Raw genomic sequence first — 16,716 nt, forward strand, 5'->3', positions numbered from 1 at the left:
ACTCCTCGGGTCGCTTCGGCGAGGCAAGGAACACCTGCCTCAAGCGAGCCCAACATCCATCACCGGTTCAGTCGTACGCAAGTGCGTATCCCGGTTGGTTACGGGGTCAGTACATGACCGGGCGGCGGCCGCGGTGCCGCCGCCCGCGGGACCGTTCACTGCCTGCGCGCGCTCCGCCCGGACCGCCCGCCGTTCGGCCACAGCCTCGGCCGGCGCCGGGCCGCCAGGTCCTCCGCCCAGCCGAAGGCGACGACGCAGCCCACGATCAGCACCCAGGTGACCGCCAGCACGGGCCAGGGGCTCTCCAGCAGCCAGGGGACGTTCTGTTCGAGGACCACCACGGACCAGAGCCGGTCCCACTGTGTCGCGGCGACGAGGATGCACGTGTTGTGCCAGAGGTAGATCGTCACCGCGCGGGAGTTGAGAAAGGTGATCAGCGCGTCCCAGCGGCGCAGCCGGCGCGGCCACTCGGCCCACGAGGGGCTGATGTGGAGCAGCAGCGCCACCGTGCCGAGCGACCACAGCGCCTGGGCGAACGGCATGCTGTCCAGGTCGTTGCCATTGCCGAAGTCGTGGTTCAGGGCGTACCAGAGGCCGGTCAGGGCCACGGCCGGGGCGAGGGAGGGAACCAGGTACCGGGGGAGGCGCCCGAGGATGCCCTCCTGGTGGGCCATGCCGAGGATCCAGCACGCGCCGAAGGTGCTGAAGTCCGTCAGGCCCGACGCGAACCGCTCCCCGGGCAGGGCCAGATAGCCCAGTTCGAACAGGGCCGACAGGACGACCGGCGAGAGGAGCGTCACCACGGGCACCGCGCGCAACGCGCGCAGCAGCACCGGGGACAGGACGACGTACCAGAGGTAGGCGCGGACGTACCAGAGGGGTCCCGCGAGGTCCACGGCCCAGTCGGCGCCGATGAAGCCGTGCACGCCGGGCAGGCCCTCGGCATACGGGGGATCGCTGATCGGGAGGATCCAGAAGGTGAGGTGGAACCACCACCACGCGGGGTGCCCCTCCGCGTCCGGCCCCCAGCCCTGGGCCACCATCCCGGTCACGCCGATCACGCCCAACAGCCATACGGGCGGCAGCAGTCGGCGGAGCCGGCCCTTGACGACCCGGACGGCCGGGCGTTTCAGCGAGCGGGCCATGAGGTTGCCGGCCAGCGCGAACATCACGCCCATGGAGGGGAAGACGAGCGGCAGCCAGGCCCAGCCGGTGAGGTGGTAGAGGACCACGCGGAAGAGGGCCAGGGCCCGCAGGAAGTCGAAGTAGCGGTCGCGGGTGGGCGCGGGCGGCGGTGCCTGCGGGGTCTCTTCCCCGGACGTCCGTGTCAGGGTGCTCATCCGACCGGGCTCCCTTCGCGCGGCTGCGTCCCGGCGTCGGGGGTGCCCGCGCCGCCGGTCCCTCCGGGATCACCCGGAAGTCCCACCGCGCCCGTCCGTCGCAGCTTCTGCCAGCGCAGCCGGCCGCCGGTCAGGGCGGTGATCCAGGACTGGAGCAGGACGACGTACATCAGCTGCCGGTAGAGGAGTTGCTGGAGCGGCAGGGAGATCAGATGGGTCAGGCGTTCCTTGTCGAGGTGGAACGCGTAGGCCGCGCACACCGCCTGGACGGCCAGGACGCCGAACCACGCGCCGATCGTCTGCTCGGTGGGCCCGAACACCAGCCCGTACAGCAGGAACACGTCGATGAGCGGGGCCAGCAGGGGCGCGACCACCATGAACAGCGACACCAGCGGCAGGCCCACCCGCCCGAAGCGGCCCGAGGGCCCCCGTTCGAAGAGCGCCCCGCGGTGCTTCCAGATCGCCTGCATGGTGCCGTAGCACCAGCGGTAGCGCTGCGACCACAACTGCTGCACGGACTCCGGTGCCTCGGTCCAGGCGCGGGCCTTCTCCGCGTAGACGACGTGCCAGCCGTCGCGGTGCATGGCCATGGTGATGTCGGTGTCCTCGGCGAGGGTGTCCTCGCTCATCCCGCCGACTCGTTCGAGGGCCTCGCGTCGGAAGGCCCCGACCGCGCCGGGGATGGTGGGCATGCAGCGCAGGACGTCGTACATACGGCGGTCGAGGTTGAAGCCCATCACGTACTCGATGTGCTGCCAGGCGCCGATCAGGGTGTCCCGGTTGCCGACCTTGGCGTTCCCGGCGACCGCGCCGACGCGCGGGTCGGCGAAGGGCTGGACCAGTTCGCGGACGGTGGACGGTTCGAAGACGGTGTCGCCGTCCATCATCACGATGAGGTCGTGCCGGGCGTTGGCGATGCCCCGGTTGAGGGCTGCGGGCTTGCCCGCGTTGAGCTGCCGTACGACCCGGACGTCCGGCAGGTCCCGGCTCAGCTCCTCGACGATCCGGGCGGTGCCGTCGCTGGAGCCGTCGTCGATGACGAGGACCTCGATGGGATGGTCACTGGCCACCAGCGACCGGACGGTCTTCTCGATGCACTTGGCCTCGTTGTACGCCGGGACGAGGACGGACACCGGTTCGGTGACGGGGCCGTCCGGTCCCCAGCGGAAGTTCCGCCTGCGGACCTTGCGGGCGTGGCAGACCGAAAGGATCAGCATCAGACCGAAGCGGGCGAGGACGAGGACGCCGACGACCGCGAGGGCCACGACGAGGATGCCCGTGATCCGCTCCGAGGCCTGGACGAGCGCCACCCATGCCTTGCCCTTCCACAGGCCGACGCCGGTGACCCCGGTGTGCGCGCTGGGTGCGTTCAGCGCCCCGGTCAGGTTGGGGAACTCGTAGCCCTGGTCGCGCAGTTGGACGATGAACCGGTCGAGCGCGGCGAGGGTCTGCGAGCGGTCGCCGCCGGAGTCGTGCATCAACACGATCGCGCCCTTGCCGTCCTCGGGCGTGGCGCGGCGGATGATCTCGTCGACGCCGGGCCTGCTCCAGTCCTCGCTGTCGGTGTCGCTGACGACGGTGATGTAGCCGCGGCTGCCGATGTACTTCGTCACAGGCCAGGACCGGTTGTCCATACGGCCCGAGAACGACGAGTACGGCGGCCGGAACAGCGAGGTCCGGATGCCCGCGGCGCCCGCGAGCGCGAGCTGGTTCTGGGACAGCTCCCAGTCGATACGGCGCTTGGACTGGAGCGAGAGGTCGGGGTGGTTGAAGGTGTGCAGCCCGATCTCGTGGCCCTCGTCGACCATGCGCCGCACCAGGTCCGGGTAGCGGGAGGCCATGGTGCCGGTGATGAAGAAGACGGCCCGCGCGTCGTGCTTCTTCAGCACGTCGAGAACCTTGGGCGTCCACGTGGGGTCCGGGCCGTCGTCGAAGGTGAGGACCACTTCGCGGTCGGGCACGTCGAGGCTCGTCTCACGGCCCGAGCGGGTGTCGATCACCGGTCCGCCGTCGAGGATCTGCTTCGGCACCCGGTCGTTCGACACGGGCGGCCGGACCCGGTGGTCGGCGAGGATCTCGCTGTGCACGTACCCGCGCAGCATCAGCATCGCCATCAGGGCGACGAGGACGAAGCAGGGCAGGATGTGGCGCAGCGGCAGCCGCACGGTCCGGCGCCCGGGTGTGCCCTTCGGGCGGTTCCCGGCCCTGCCGTCGGCGGCCTCGGACGAACGTGATGTGCGGGTACGTCGCTTGGCGGCGGCACGCCGAAGCGTGCCGCCGCGCGGGGAGCGGGTCATCAGGCGGGGTTCTCCGGGGTCTGCGGGTCCTGCGGGTTCTCCGGCGCCGCGGGGCCGGGCTCGACCGGTGCCGGGGTCGGCGGGCCGTCGGCGACGGTGTCCGTGTCGGATCCCGGGCCGGGAGCGGCGCCGCCGGACTCGGAGGGCGTGGGCGACGGGGTGGGCGAGGGGCTGGAGCCGCCGCCCGACGGCTGGGACGCGGAGACCGAGGGCTCGGGCTCCTGCACGCCGCTGCTCGGCTTCGGCTGCGGCCCGGCGCTCGCGCCGGCCGTGGGCCCGGCGCTGGCGGAGGCCTCCGGGGACTCCTCGTTCCCGTCCCGGCGGGCGCCGCCGCGCGAACCGCCGCGGCCCGGTGGGAGTGTCGCTCCCGGCGACACCGATCCCGCGCTCGGCGGCGGTACGGCGCCGTCCGCCGTGTCGGCGACGTCGGCCGACTCGGCCGGCAGCGGCGGGGAGTCCACCTTGTCCGCCGGCGCCTCGTCCTTCTGCATGGGCATCGGCAGCCAGGGTGCGTCCGAGTTGCCCGACACCAGCGTGCCGACGATGACCACGGCGTACGCCGCGCAGGTCGTGCCGACCGCGATGCCGAGCTTGCGGTACCGGTTGCGCCGGCGCCCCGACTCGTCCACGAAGACCGGCCCGTCCGGCTGAGCCCCGGCCGTCTTGTCCGCGTCCTTGCCGGCGTGCTTGCCCGGCCCGTCCAGTTCCCTTCCGACGCCGTCCAGTTGGACGGTCACCTCGTGCGGGTCGTGGTTGCGGCCGGGCTGGTCGGGCTGCTCCCAGGGGTCCGCCACGGCGGTGGGCCGCCCGGCCTCGCGCCCGTCGGGCTGCCGGGGCACACCGGCGAAGGCGCTCGGCTGCCGGGGCACGGACCCCGCTCTGTCGGCGGCCCTGGGCCGGACCACCTCGTCTCCGGCAGAGATGCCGGTCCGGGCGAACGGGTCGGCACCGATGCCGCCCCCTGGTCCACCACGGTGTTCGTCACGGCGTTCGCCGTCGGACCGCTCCGGCTGGACGCCCTGCGGCCACTTCTCCACGTGCACGCGCTTCCCCCCACGGGTTGCGGATGCATGTTCGATGCCGGACTCTCGCACTTTCCTGTACCGGACCGGGCCCCCACCCGATCCGGGGCGCCCCGCCCATCACACGCACCCGGAGGCCCGAATGTAGAGGTGGGAGAGATGTACATGTGTGTGCTGTCAGGGGAAACTCATCATGATGAGTGCATCTGTGGCCGGAATCCACCCGTCCTGGGGATGTGAGAGCCATACTTCCGCCCCCGCTCGTTCGGCCGCGGCCCGCCGCAGCGCGTCGAGTCCCGGATGCGTGAACCCCTTCCGCCACACCAGCGAGACGGGTGACAGCGGTACGGGGTCGACGAGCGGCCGCAGCACACTGTGCGGCATGGGCGGGAAGTCCACCACCGCCAGCACGGGGGTCCGCGTCTTGGCCATGACCCGCGCGAACTCCTCCTCCCCCACCACGAGCGGAGCCGCGGGCGCGATCTCGATCCCCCGCCCCTCGAACAACTGCCGGGCCAGCTCCGTCCACTCCGGTGTACGGGGGTTGCCGGCGCCCGCGTACACGGACTCGCCCTTCAGCTCCGCCAGCGGCACGGCGTCCAGCGCGGCCAGCCGGTGGTCCTCGGGCAGGATCACCGCCATCGGCTCGTACCGCACGGGCTGCTGCTCCAGCCGCGCCCGCACCGCCGGGGCCAGCCCCGCGAACCTCCCGAACGACACATCCAGCCGCCCGGCGAGGATCTCGGCCGCGGCATACGTCAGCCCGCTCTCGTAGCGCGCCAGCAACTCCACGTCGGGCACCAGCTCACGGGCCCGCCGCAGCACCCGTACGCCCGTGGCGAGCCCCGGCGAGTTCAGGTCCACCAGCAAGGGCCGGGCCTGCCGAAACGCCCCCACCAACGCGTCCTGCGCCTCCAGCACCCGCCGCGCGTACGGCACCAGCCGCTCCCCGTCGGGCGTGAGCACCACCTGCCGGGTCGTCCGCACGAACAACTCCGCCCCCAGCTCCCGCTCCAGTCGCCGCACGTCCCGGCTCAACGCCTGCTGCGCGACATAGAGCCGAGCGGCGGCCCGGGTGAAGTGCAGCTCGTCGACCACTGCGAGAAAGGCACGCAGAAGCCGCGGCGCGACGGCATCGGGAGCGATGGACATCCGCCGAACTTACAACCGGGGTGCGTGAATCACCACGGAGTAGGTGTTGGACGGTGGATCATGGACCGGGCGACGGTAGGACGCATGCCGCAACGCTCGACACCTCTGCTGACCGTGACCGCCGACCAGCTCGTGGCAGCCGACTTCACCCCCCGCCGGCCCAAGGGATACGAAAGAGCCGACCCGGGCCCCGGCCGACCTCAGGGGCGCGGGGAACCGCGCGACCGGCCCCGACGAACCGGCACCCGCACCCGCACGAGCACCCCCGATCCCTCGGGCGCACCCAGCCCCTCGGTCACCGCCTCCTACCGCCACCTCTTCCAACGCCCCGCCACCCGCGCCTTCACCATCGGCGCCCTCCTCGCCCGCCTCCCCATGGGCATGTTCAGCGTGAGCGCGATCCTGATGATCGCCCCCGCCCGCGACTCCTACGCCCTCGCCGGCGCCGTCCTCGCCACCGGACTCGCCGCGACCGCCCTGGTCGCCCCCTACACCGCCCGCCTCGTCGACCGCCACGGCCAGGCCCGCGTCGCCGTCCCCGCCACCGCCCTCGCCCTCCTCGGCGGTCTCTCCCTGATCGCCTGCGTCCACTGGAACGCCCCCGCCTGGACACTGTTCGCCTCCTACGCGGCCACCGCGACCGCCCCCAACACCGGCGGCATGGCCCGCGCCCGCTGGGCCCACCTCCTGAAGGACGACCCGGCGGCCCTGCACACCGCGAACTCCTTCGAACAGGCCGCGGACGAACTGTGCTTCATGGTCGGCCCCGTCATCGCCGCCTTCCTCTGCACCTCCCTGTTCCCCGAGGCGGGCACCCTGATCGGCGGTCTCGTCCTCCTGACCGGCGTCCTGGTCTTCGCCGCCCAGCGCGCCACCGAGCCGCCACCGAGCGGCCGTACGACCGCGAAGTCCCCCGTCCGCGCCCCCGGCGTCCCCGCCCTCCTCGCCGTCTTCCTCGCCATGGGCGCCGTCTTCGGCTCCCTGGAGGTCGTCACGATCGCCCATGCCGACGCGCGGGGCGACGCCTCCGCGGCGGGGCTGATCCTCGGCCTCCAGGCGGCGGGCTCCTGCGCCGCGGGCCTGGCGTACGGCGCGATACGGGTGACCCGATCCGCCGAGCGCCGGTTCCCCCTCTGCCTGGCGGCCATGGCGGCCCTGATGACCCTGCCCTGGCTCACCGCCTCGGCCACCGGCTCCCTCCTCCCCCTCGCCCCGGCCCTCCTCGTGGCCGGCATGGCCACCGCCCCCACCATGGTCACGGCGATGTCCCTGATCCAGGAGCGCACTCCCGAGGGCCAGTTGAACGAGGGCATGACCCTCGCCGTCACCGGCCTCCTCGGCGGTATCGCGGGCGGTTCCGCGCTCGGCGGCTGGATGGTGGACCACGGCCCGGGCCCGGTCACCACCGGCTTCGCCGTGCCGGTGGCAGCCGCCACGCTGGCCCTGCTGCTCTCCCTGGCCGCGTCGAAACGGCGCCCGGCCGATTTCCCCGCGCCCCATTGACGTGTCTACGCCCCACCCTTACCGTCGCCCGTCGAAGCGCTTCGACGTGCGTCGTCGAAACGATTCGACTGCGCAACGCCCCGAAACCCATCCGACTCCCCCGGAGGCACTGGATGTTGACGGCACGACGGCGTGGGACAGCGGCAGCACGGCGCGGAGCGAAGGCCCAAGGACACGGAACAACCCCCGCCACGGCGGCGGGACGACGCCGCACGGCGGTGGCGGGGACAGCCCGTAGCGGCGCGCTGCTCCTCGCCTCCTGCGGCGGCGCGGACGGCGGCGCCGCCGACGGCAGGACCCTCCACCTGTGGCACGGCCTGGACGTACGGCGCCAGGACCTTCGCCGAGTGGGTGGACAAGGGGTACATCGACGGGAAGTCCAGCGGGACGAAGTCCGAGGACGCCGGCGTCTCCTTCATCCGGGGCAAGGCACCGATCCCTGATGGACGCCACGATGACCAATGCCGCCGCCCTTCTCTGTGTCCTGCCCGCGCTCGTCTTCTTTCTCGTCTTCTTCCTCGTCTTCCAGCGCACCCTCACCCGCGGTATCGCCGTGGGAGCCGGGAAGCAGGCCGTGACGTAAGGAGAGTCCCCCTCACATGAAGTTCACCGACGGCTACTGGCTGCTGCGGGAGGGCGTCACCGCGGCCCACCCGGCCCAGGTCCTCGACGTCACCGCCACCGACGCGGGCGCCCTGGAGATCCATGCCCCCACCCAACCCGTCCGCCACCGCGGTGACCTGCTGAAGGGACCGGTCGTGACGATCAGCGCCCACGCCCCGATGCCCGATGTCATCGGAGTCACCCTCACCCACTTCGAGGGCGAGCGGCCCCGCGGCCCCGAGTTCGAGCTCACCGCCGAGGAGTTCACCCCGCACACCTCGTACGACGACGAACACGCCACCCTCACCGCCGGTGCCCTCTCCGTCCGGGTGGCCCGCACCGGCCCCTGGCGCGTCGACTTCCTCGCCCACGGCCGCACCCTCACCACCAGCGGCCCCAAGTCCATGGGCATCATGCGGGACGGATCCGGCGCCCACCATCTGCGCGAGCAACTGAACCTCGGCGTCGGCACCTCCGTGTACGGCCTCGGCGAACGTTTCGGCCCGCTCGTGAAGAACGGCCAGGTCGTCGACGTCTGGAACGCGGACGGCGGCACGGCCACCGAACAGGCCTACAAGAACGTGCCGTTCTATCTGACGGACGCGGGTTACGGCGTCTTCGTCGACCACCCCGGCAAGGTGTCCTTCGAGGTCGCCTCAGAGGTGGTCTCCAGGGTCCAGTTCAGCGCCGAGACCCAGCGGCTGACGTACTACGTCGTCTACGGCCCCACCCCGAAGGAGATCCTCCGCAAGTACACGGCCCTCACCGGCCGCCCGGCCCTGCCCCCCGCCTGGTCGTTCGGCCTGTGGCTGTCGACCTCCTTCACCACCTCCTACGACGAGGAGACGGTGACCTCCTTCATCGAGGGCATGCGGGAGCGCCGGCTGCCCCTGTCCGTGTTCCACTTCGACTGCTTCTGGATGCGCGAGTTCCAGTGGTGCGACTTCGCGTGGGACCCGAGGGTCTTCCCCGACCCGGAGGGCATGCTGGCCCGCCTCAAACGCCGGGGCCTGCGGATCTGCGTCTGGATCAACCCGTACATCGCCCAGCGCTCCCCGCTGTTCGCCGAGGGCAGGGCGCTCGGCCATCTGCTCCGCAGACCCGACGGCGACGTCTGGCAGTGGGACCTGTGGCAGCCCGGCATGGCCCTCGTCGACTTCACCAGCCCGGCCGCCCGCCAGTGGTACGCGTCGAAACTCCAGACGCTGCTCGCCCAGGGCGTCGACTGCTTCAAGACCGACTTCGGCGAGCGGATCCCACTGGACGTGACCTGGTCCGACGGCACGGACCCGGAGCGGATGCACAACTACTACACCTACCTCTACAACCGCACCGTCTTCGACGTCCTGCGCAAGCACCGCGGCGAGGGCGAGGCGGTCCTCTTCGCCCGCTCCGCGACCACCGGCAGCCAGCGCTTCCCCGTCCACTGGGGCGGCGACTGCGAGTCGACGTACGAGGCGATGGCCGAGTCGCTGCGGGGCGGGCTGTCGCTGGGGCTGTCGGGCTTCGGGTACTGGAGCCATGACATCGGCGGCTTCGAGGGCACCCCGACGCCCGCCCTGTTCAAGCGGTGGATCGCCTTCGGCCTGCTCTCCTCCCACAGCCGGCTGCACGGCTCGTCGTCGTACCGCGTCCCCTGGCTCTTCGACGACGAATCGGTGGACGTCCTGCGGACGTTCACCCACCTCAAGCTCGGCCTGATGCCCTACCTGTACGAGGCCGCGCGCGCCGCCCACGAGGAGGGCGTGCCCATGATGCGCGCGATGGTCCTGGAGTTCCCCGACGACCCGGGCTGCGCCCATCTGGAACGCCAGTACATGCTCGGCCCCGACCTCCTGGTGGCGCCGGTCTTCAACGACGAGGGGGACGTTTCGTACTACGTCCCCGAAGGCACCTGGACCCACTACCTCACCGGCGGGACGGTCACCGGCCCCCGCTGGGTCCGCGAACGGCACGGCTTCCTGAGCCTGCCGCTGCTGGTGCGTCCGGGCGCGGTGATCCCGGTGGGCGCGGTGACGGACCGACCGGACTACGACCACGCCGCCGGAGTCACCCTGCACGCGTACGGCCTCGCTCACGGCGCCCAGGTCACCGTCCCGGTGGGTGACGTGACCTTCACCGTCGCACGGGAGGGGCATGCCCTGCGGGCCTCGTGCAGCGACCCGAGGGCGGCGTGGGGCCTGGCGGTGGACGGCCGAGAGGTCCGGGCGGAGTCCGGCACGGGCTTCCTGACGATGGACGGGGAGCCCGACCCGGAAGGCAGGGGATCGCGGTGACGGTCAAGATCACGGATGTGGCGCGGCACGCGGGCGTCTCCCCCAGCACCGTGTCGTACGCGCTGAGCGGCAAGCGCCCGATCTCTGCGGAGACCAGGGCGCGGGTGGAGGCGTCCATCCGTGAGCTGGGCTACCGCCCGCACGCGGGTGCCCGCGCCCTGGCCAGCAGCAAGTCGAACGTGCTGGCGATGGTGGTGCCTTTGCGGGCCGGGATCCATGTGCCGGTGATGATGGGCTTCGCGGTGTCGGTGGTGACGTCGGCCCGCGCCCACGACCACGATGTGCTCCTGCTGACGCAGGAGGAGGGCGAGGAGGGGCTGCGACGGGTCGCGGACACCGCCCTCGTCGACGCGTTGATCGTGATGGACGTCCAACTCCACGATCCCAGACTGCCGTTGCTGCGCATGCTGGACCGGCCCTCGGTGCTGATCGGCTTCCCCGCCTCGGCGGACGGCCTGACCTGCATCGACCTGGACTTCAGGGCGGCGGCCGAGCTGTGCGTGGACCACCTGGCCCGTCTGGGCCACCGTGTCGTGGGCCTGATCGGCTCGCCGCCCGAGGTGTACGTCCGCCAGACCTCGTTCGCGCAGCGGGTCCTCCAGGGCTTCACCGCCGCCGCCACCCGGCACGGCATGACGTCCACGGTCCACCCCTGCGACGCCACGCCCGCCGCGGCCCGCGAGGTCGCCGAGCGGCTGCTGCGCGAACACCCCGCCCTCACCGGCGTGGTGGTCCACAACGAAGCCGTCCTGGATCCCCTGCTGGACGCCTTCGAGCACCTCGGCCTCCGGATCCCGGCCGACCTCTCGGTCACGGCCCTCTGCCCCGACGACCTCGCCCTGTCCCTCCGGGTCCCTCTCACGTCGATCGCCATCCCGTCGACGGAGCTGGGCGAGCAGGCCGTGGATCTCCTGATGAGGAAGCTGACCGGCACCCCCGCCCCCCAGGCCACCTTGCTCCCGCCCCGTCTGACGCCGCGAGCGAGCACGGCCCGCCGGCTGTCAGGTTGAGGGCGGAAGACGGAGGACGGAGCGCTGAGGCACAACACAGCGGGGCCCGGTGGTCTGGTCGACCACCGGGCCCCGCTGTTCATGCGTCACATGGGAATTGTGGAGATGGCGGGAATCGAACCCGCGTCCAACGGTGCGGAACCAGGGCTTCTCCGTGTGCAGTTCGCTATGAGTTTCTCAGCCCCGGCGATCACGCGAACAAGTCGCCGACGGGCTCAGTCACTGTTTGATTTCCCTCTTCACCCCGTGACCGGGATCGAGGTTTAGTCCCCTAGCTGATGCCAGGATCCGGGTCGGGAACAGCCCCGGGCTGACACTCCCTTTAAATGAGAGGCTCGGTCTCGCTACCTGAGATCAGGCGGCGAGAGCGAAGCGCTGCTCGGGAGAATCGCTCTTAACAGTGGCGATTATTTTTTTCGGCCTGTGGTTTACGAGATCATGGCCGCTTCCTCGACACGCTTCCCCTGCTTCGACATCCGCTGTCGAAACCGATCATCCCCATGTTGTGTTTTCAACCCCTCCGGAGAGGGCGCTCGCACCCGCTGTGAGGTGCGGATGCCATCGTACGTGACCAACGCGAGCGCATGCCACTGTATTCCCGGCGGCGACGCGCACGTCACCTCGGCTAGGGCGTGTTGTGAAAGTCCAGTGCGGTGCCTGCGGTGTGCGGCGAGGGTGCGTGCCGGGCGCCGCGGGTGCTGTGCGGGACTTTCACGACACCCCCTACGCGCGCTGCCTCCGCTTCGCCGCCGCGATCGCGCGGTCCGACTCCCGCCGGTCCTGCTTCTCCCGCAGGGTCTGCCGCTTGTCGTACTCCTTCTTGCCTCGCGCGAGCGCGATCTCCGCCTTGGCGCGGCCGTCCTTGAAGTACAGGGCGAGGGGCACGATCGTGTGACCCGTCTCCTGGGCCTTGGCCTCCAGCTTGTCGATCTCCTCGCGGTGCAGCAGCAGCTTCCGCTTGCGGCGCGCGGAGTGGTTGGTCCAGCTGCCCTGGTGGTACTCGGGGATGTGCGCGTTGTGCAGCCACGCCTCTCCCCGGTCGATCTGGACGAAGCCGTCGGTCAGCGAGGTCCGTCCCTCACGCAGCGACTTGACCTCGGTACCGGTGAGGACGAGCCCGGCCTCGTAGGTGTCGATGATCGCGTAGTCGTGGCGGGCCTTCTTGTTCTGGGCGACGATCTTGCGCTTGCCGCCCTTCTCGCCGTCCCTCGCCTTGGCGGCCGCCCCGCCCTGCTTGGGCTGGGACTCCTTGGGTACGTACATTCCCTTGCTCATAGTGCCGTCCATTTTCGCACTACGGAGGGGTGGCGGGGAAAGCCGATTACTCGTACTCGCCGAGCCCGCTCAGCACCGTCTCGGCCCGCTGCAGGGCGTCGTCGCCGGCGTCCAGGTCGGGGGTGATGCCCCGGCCGTCGACGCCGCGGCCGGACGGGGTGCGGTAGTGACCGACGGTCAGCTCGGCGACGGACCCGTCGGGGAGGCGGCTCGGCATCTGCACGGAGCCCTTGCCGAAGGTGCGGGAGCCCACGACCACCGCCCGGCCCCGGTCCTGGAGCGCTCCGGTGAGCAGCTCGGCCGCGCTCATCGTGCCCCCGTCGACGAGCGCGACCAGGGGTCTGGTGCTGTCGCCGCCGGCTTCGGCGTGCAGGGCGCGCTGCTCTCCGTTGACGTCGTAGGTGGCGACGAGGCCACCGTCGAGGAAGGCGGAGGAGGCGGTGACGGCCTCGGTGACCAGGCCACCGGAGTTGCCACGGAGGTCGAGCACGAACCCGGTCGCGTCGGCGGCCTGCTCGACGGCCGCGCGCACCATGTCACCGGAGCCCTTGGTGAACGCGTCGACCTTGATCACGGTGATCCCGCCGGCGAGACGGCTGACGGTGACGTCCTCGGTGGACAGGCGGGCCCTGCGCAGCGTCTCCTGCCATGTCCGGGTGCCGCGCCGCAGGCCCAGCGACACCTTCGTACCGGCGGCGGCGTCCTCGGCGGTCTCGTCCGCCCCGCCGAGCGCGTCGCCGCGCAGTAAGGACATGACGTCCGTGACGGGGCGGCCGTCGACCTTCTCGCCGTCGACACTGACGAGCCGGTCCCCGGCACGGATGCCTACGGCGGCGGCGGGCGAGCCGTCCTGGACCCGGGTGATCTCGACCCGGCCGTCGCGCTCCAGCCGTGCCCACAGCCCGACACCGGTGTACTCGCCGTCGAGGGCCTCCTCGAACTCCTCGTACTCGCCCTCGGAGTAGACCGCGCCCCAGCGGTCGCCGCTGCGGCTGACGGCGCGCTCGGCGGCCTCCACGGGGGACTTGCCCTCGGCCATGGCGTCGGCGGCGGCCTCGGCGACGTCCTGCTGCTGGGCGGCCGGGACGGGGCGGGGTGCGCCGGAGGCGCTCTCCTTGCGGTACAGGTCGTCGAAGGAGCCGGTCGCGGCGCCCGTGGCGAGCACGCTCGCGAAGACCAATGTCAGGGCCGCCCCGCGGCGGATGCGGCGGGGCTGGGAGAACAGGTCGCGGCCTGACATGTCGGCGAGTCTAGGACAACGGGAGGGGCCGTACCGGCCCTTGCCGGTACGGCCCCCGTTGGCGTGCGTCACACCATCAGACATGCCGTGACGTGCGGCACATTCTCTTCCCGGCCGGTCACACCAGGTTGTACTCGGCGGCCTTGGCCAGGTTCACCGCGTACGCGCCCCACATGCCCCTGGCGAAGAGCCGGTTGGACTTGTCGGTGGTGGGGTGCTTCTGCCAGACGGCCTTGGGGCCGTGGGCCGACACGTCGAGGACGAGGTAGCCGTTCTTCTTCACCAGCTTGAAGGTGATGATCTTGCCGGCCCCCTCCAGATGCCCGGGGAGGGACTTCAGCGTGAAGTAGGTCTTGCCGACCGCGGTGACGCGCACCGGGTTGCAGTCCTTGACCATCTTCAGACAGATCTTCTGATTCTTCTTGACCGTCTTCGGCATGCCCTTGATCGGGAACACACCGTTCATGATCTTGTTCATCTTCTTGAACGACACCTCGGCGGGCGTCGTCTTACGGATGACCCGGTACGTGTAGTGGTACTTGTACTCGCCGCCCTTCGCCGCCACGGCCGAAGCCGCCGGCGCCTGGGCCGCCTGGGCGGCAGCCGCGCTCCCGGCACCGGCGGCCGAGGCGGGCACGGCGGGCAGCAGCAGGGCCGCCCCGATGGCGGCCGTCACCGCCGTACCGGCCATCCGCTTCCCTGCTCCCCCGTTGAGTGCATGCATGATCGCTTGTTCCCCTCGTTCACAGTCGTTGCCCCGGGAAACTCGTGGCCCACCGGGAGCGCGATCGGTCGAGAAGAGCTTAACGATCAAGGATCGCGCAGGTAATCGCTGTTGTGTCCCTAGATCGTCATGATCACGCAACGAGCGTCAGACCCTGAGGTACTTCCGCAACGCAACGAACGCGGCCATGGCCGGCATGAGCAGCCCGATCGCCAGGACCAGCGGCAGCTTGGTCAGCACGACGTCCCAGCCGATGAAGTTGACCAGCGGGATCTTCTCCGCGAGCCACTGGTCGACCAGGAAGTACTTGCCGCCGACGATCAGCGTCCCGGCGAAGCCCGCGCCGATCAGGCCCGCGATCGCGGCCTCCATGATGAACGGCGCCTGGATGTAGAAGCCGGACGCGCCCACCAGTCGCATGATGCCGATCTCCCGCCGCCGGCTGAACGCCGAGACACGCACCGTGTTGACGATCAGCAGCAGCGCCACGACCAGCATCAGGCCCATCACACCGAGCGCCGCGACGTTCATGCCGCCGAGCAGGTTGAACAGGTTCTCCAGCACGTCCCGCTGGTCCTCGACCGACTGGACACCGGCCCGCCCGGAGAACGCGGTGTCGATGACCTTGTACTTCTCCGGGTCCTTGAGCTTGATCCGGTACGACTCCTGCATCTGGTCCGGGGTGAGGGAGGCGGCCAGCGGGGAGTCCTTGAACTGCTCCTTGTAGTGCTTGTAGGCCTCGTCCGCCGACTCGTAGTAGACCTCCTCCACGATGTCGAGCTTGCCCAGGTCGCTCTTGATCTGCCGCTTCTGCTCCGAGGTGACGGCACCCTTGGAGCAGTTGGCGTCCGCCTCCGCGTCCGCCTTGTTGCACAGGAAGATCGACACCTGGACCTTGTCGTACCAGTAGCCCTTCATCGAGCTCACCTGGTCCCGCATGAGCAGGGAGCCGCCGAACAGGGCGAGGGACAGGGCCACCGAGATGACGACCGCGAAAGTCATCGTGAGATTGCGGCGGAGACCCACACCGATCTCCGACAGGACGAACTGCGCGCGCATGGCGTCTGGTCAAGCCTTTCCGTGGACGGTCGTCGAGCAGTGGTCAGTGCTGGTAGCCGTAGACGCCGCGCGCCTGGTCGCGGACGAGACGGCCCTTCTCCAGCTCGATGACGCGCTTGCGCATCTGGTCCACGATGTTCTGGTCGTGGGTGGCCATGACCACGGTCGTACCCGTCCGGTTGATCCGGTCGAGCAGCTTCATGATGCCGACGGAGGTCTGCGGGTCGAGGTTGCCCGTGGGCTCGTCGGCGATCAGCAGCTTGGGCCGGTTCACGAAGGCCCGGGCGATGGCGACGCGCTGCTGCTCACCGCCGGACAGCTCGCCCGGCATCCGGTCCTCCTTGCCGCCGAGGCCGACCAGCTCCAGCACCTGCGGGACTGACTTGCGGATCTCACCGCGCGACTTCCCGATGACCTCCTGCGCGAAGGCGACGTTCTCGCCGACGGTCTTGTTCGGCAGCAGCCGGAAGTCCTGGAACACCGTCCCGAGCTGGCGGCGCATCTGCGGCACCTTCCAGTTGGACAGGCGGGCGAGATCCTTGCCCAGCACATGCACCTGCCCCTGACTGCACCGCTCCTCCCGGAGGATCAGCCGCAGGAAGGTGGACTTTCCGGAGCCGGAGGACCCCACGAGGAACACGAACTCGCCCTTCTCGACCTCCAGGGACACATCCCTGAGGGCGGGGCGGGTCTGCTTCGGGTAGACCTTGGACACGTTGTCGAATCGGATCACGGATGCACCACAGGCCGTCGGGGAATGGATGGTCGAGACTGTACCGCTACCCGTCCTCGTCAGGGGCGCGGGGAAGTGCGTCGGTGACCTCGCCGGGGATTGCGGGACAGCCCTTACGGCACCCGCCCCTTTCTCGGGCGCCCGCGCACGCTCCGGAGGAACCTGGCACAGTGGAGGAGGAGGGGACCGGCGAATCAGCGGAACGCACCGGTTCCGCGAAGCGTTGAGGTGTGTGTGAGGCCATTGCAAGGAGGGCGAGGCGCATGACGTACGACCGGTTGGTGTGCGCGAACTGCGCGTCGCCCGTCGCCGAGGGCCGCTGCCATGTGTGCCGGGCCAGTCGCGAGCGGCTCCAGCAGGAGAACCCGTTCGCGGGCCTGAGCCCGATGACCCTGATCGCCCTCCTGGCGATCCTGATAACGGCTCTGGCGCTGCTGGCGCACCAGACGACCGCATAGGGCGACAGAGCGCCGGCAGCGGAC

Annotated in this window: 14 protein-coding genes and 1 other RNA gene; 5 read left to right on the forward strand and 10 right to left on the reverse strand. The window is 70.6% G+C overall.

What is annotated here, in order from left to right; translation table 11 throughout:
- Positions 1-155: 155 nt before the first annotated feature.
- The 4 genes from ACZ43N_RS18205 to ACZ43N_RS18220 form a co-directional block, all read right to left on the reverse strand.
- On the reverse strand, positions 156-1,340 hold the full coding sequence (locus tag ACZ43N_RS18205) for an acyltransferase family protein (RefSeq protein ID WP_468098536.1): 1,185 nt from the start codon (positions 1,338-1,340) through the stop codon (positions 156-158).
- Complete coding sequence (locus ACZ43N_RS18210) at positions 1,337-3,637, reverse strand: glycosyltransferase (RefSeq protein WP_468098538.1); 2,301 nt, start codon at positions 3,635-3,637, stop codon at positions 1,337-1,339. Before ACZ43N_RS18210 ends, ACZ43N_RS18205 begins: the two co-directional genes overlap by 4 nt.
- Positions 3,637-4,680, reverse strand: coding sequence for a hypothetical protein (locus ACZ43N_RS18215; protein WP_468098539.1), 1,044 nt, complete (start codon positions 4,678-4,680; stop codon positions 3,637-3,639). Before ACZ43N_RS18215 ends, ACZ43N_RS18210 begins: the two co-directional genes overlap by 1 nt.
- Positions 4,681-4,836: 156 nt before the next feature.
- Entirely contained in the window at positions 4,837-5,811 is a 975-nt protein-coding gene (locus ACZ43N_RS18220; RefSeq protein ID WP_468098540.1) for a LysR family transcriptional regulator, read from the reverse strand.
- Between the two features lie 84 nt (positions 5,812-5,895).
- Here ACZ43N_RS18220 and ACZ43N_RS18225 point away from each other — a divergent pair, with 84 nt between their 5' ends.
- The 4 genes from ACZ43N_RS18225 (at position 5,896) to ACZ43N_RS18240 (ending at position 11,203) form a co-directional block, all read left to right on the forward strand.
- Positions 5,896-7,314 (forward strand): MFS transporter, encoded by a 1,419-nt coding sequence (locus ACZ43N_RS18225; protein WP_468098541.1) that lies wholly within the window; start codon positions 5,896-5,898, stop codon positions 7,312-7,314.
- Positions 7,315-7,756: 442 nt separating this feature from the next.
- Positions 7,757-7,897, forward strand: a complete 141-nt coding sequence (locus tag ACZ43N_RS18230; RefSeq protein ID WP_468098647.1) for a hypothetical protein — start codon at positions 7,757-7,759, stop codon at positions 7,895-7,897.
- A gap of 16 nt (positions 7,898-7,913) precedes the next feature.
- The gene (gene yicI, locus ACZ43N_RS18235; RefSeq protein ID WP_468098543.1) at positions 7,914-10,193 is read left to right on the forward strand and encodes an alpha-xylosidase; all 2,280 of its coding nucleotides are present in this window, start codon (positions 7,914-7,916) and stop codon (positions 10,191-10,193) included.
- Entirely contained in the window at positions 10,190-11,203 is a 1,014-nt protein-coding gene (locus ACZ43N_RS18240) for a LacI family DNA-binding transcriptional regulator (RefSeq protein WP_468098544.1), read from the forward strand. The genes yicI and ACZ43N_RS18240 overlap by 4 nt, the downstream gene beginning before the upstream one ends.
- 97 nt (positions 11,204-11,300) lie before the next feature.
- On the opposite strand, the gene ssrA is transcribed toward ACZ43N_RS18240, so the two are convergent.
- From ssrA to ftsE, 6 genes are all read right to left on the reverse strand, one after another.
- Positions 11,301-11,703, reverse strand: a transfer-messenger RNA (tmRNA) gene (gene ssrA / locus ACZ43N_RS18245).
- 223 nt (positions 11,704-11,926) lie between these two features.
- Positions 11,927-12,466 (reverse strand): SsrA-binding protein SmpB, encoded by a 540-nt coding sequence (smpB, locus tag ACZ43N_RS18250; protein WP_468098641.1) that lies wholly within the window; start codon positions 12,464-12,466, stop codon positions 11,927-11,929.
- Between the two features lie 58 nt (positions 12,467-12,524).
- Complete coding sequence (locus ACZ43N_RS18255; protein ID WP_468098545.1) at positions 12,525-13,718, reverse strand: S41 family peptidase; 1,194 nt, start codon at positions 13,716-13,718, stop codon at positions 12,525-12,527.
- A 118-nt stretch (positions 13,719-13,836) separates the two neighbouring features.
- Entirely contained in the window at positions 13,837-14,442 is a 606-nt protein-coding gene (locus ACZ43N_RS18260) for a hypothetical protein (RefSeq protein ID WP_468098546.1), read from the reverse strand.
- A gap of 147 nt (positions 14,443-14,589) precedes the next feature.
- Entirely contained in the window at positions 14,590-15,501 is a 912-nt protein-coding gene (gene ftsX / locus ACZ43N_RS18265) for a permease-like cell division protein FtsX (protein ID WP_468098547.1), read from the reverse strand.
- A 43-nt stretch (positions 15,502-15,544) separates the two neighbouring features.
- Positions 15,545-16,234: a cell division ATP-binding protein FtsE gene (gene ftsE / locus ACZ43N_RS18270; RefSeq protein WP_468071591.1), complete on the reverse strand. Its 690-nt coding sequence runs from the start codon at positions 16,232-16,234 to the stop codon at positions 15,545-15,547.
- 263 nt (positions 16,235-16,497) lie between these two features.
- Here ftsE and ACZ43N_RS18275 point away from each other — a divergent pair, with 263 nt between their 5' ends.
- Positions 16,498-16,692, forward strand: coding sequence for a hypothetical protein (locus tag ACZ43N_RS18275; RefSeq protein ID WP_055518486.1), 195 nt, complete (start codon positions 16,498-16,500; stop codon positions 16,690-16,692).
- Positions 16,693-16,716 lie beyond the last annotated feature (24 nt).

The organism is Streptomyces sp. NPDC030814 (genome assembly GCF_055572155.1).

Excerpts from the sequence above, each read along its gene's own strand:
- ACZ43N_RS18260 (WP_468098546.1), bottom strand. The coding sequence starts at position 14,442 with ATGCATGCACTCAACGGGGGAGCAGGGAAGCGGATGGCCGGTACGGCG.
- ACZ43N_RS18220 (WP_468098540.1), bottom strand. The coding sequence starts at position 5,811 with ATGTCCATCGCTCCCGATGCCGTCGCGCCGCGGCTTCTGCGTGCCTTT.
- yicI (WP_468098543.1), top strand. The coding sequence starts at position 7,914 with ATGAAGTTCACCGACGGCTACTGGCTGCTGCGGGAGGGCGTCACCGCG.
- ACZ43N_RS18225 (WP_468098541.1), top strand. The coding sequence starts at position 5,896 with ATGCCGCAACGCTCGACACCTCTGCTGACCGTGACCGCCGACCAGCTC.
- ACZ43N_RS18205 (WP_468098536.1), bottom strand. The coding sequence starts at position 1,340 with ATGAGCACCCTGACACGGACGTCCGGGGAAGAGACCCCGCAGGCACCG.
- ftsX (WP_468098547.1), bottom strand. The coding sequence starts at position 15,501 with ATGCGCGCGCAGTTCGTCCTGTCGGAGATCGGTGTGGGTCTCCGCCGC.
- ACZ43N_RS18230 (WP_468098647.1), top strand. The coding sequence starts at position 7,757 with ATGGACGCCACGATGACCAATGCCGCCGCCCTTCTCTGTGTCCTGCCC.
- ACZ43N_RS18210 (WP_468098538.1), bottom strand. The coding sequence starts at position 3,637 with ATGACCCGCTCCCCGCGCGGCGGCACGCTTCGGCGTGCCGCCGCCAAG.
- ACZ43N_RS18255 (WP_468098545.1), bottom strand. The coding sequence starts at position 13,718 with ATGTCAGGCCGCGACCTGTTCTCCCAGCCCCGCCGCATCCGCCGCGGG.
- smpB (WP_468098641.1), bottom strand. The coding sequence starts at position 12,466 with ATGTACGTACCCAAGGAGTCCCAGCCCAAGCAGGGCGGGGCGGCCGCC.
- ACZ43N_RS18275 (WP_055518486.1), top strand. The coding sequence starts at position 16,498 with ATGACGTACGACCGGTTGGTGTGCGCGAACTGCGCGTCGCCCGTCGCC.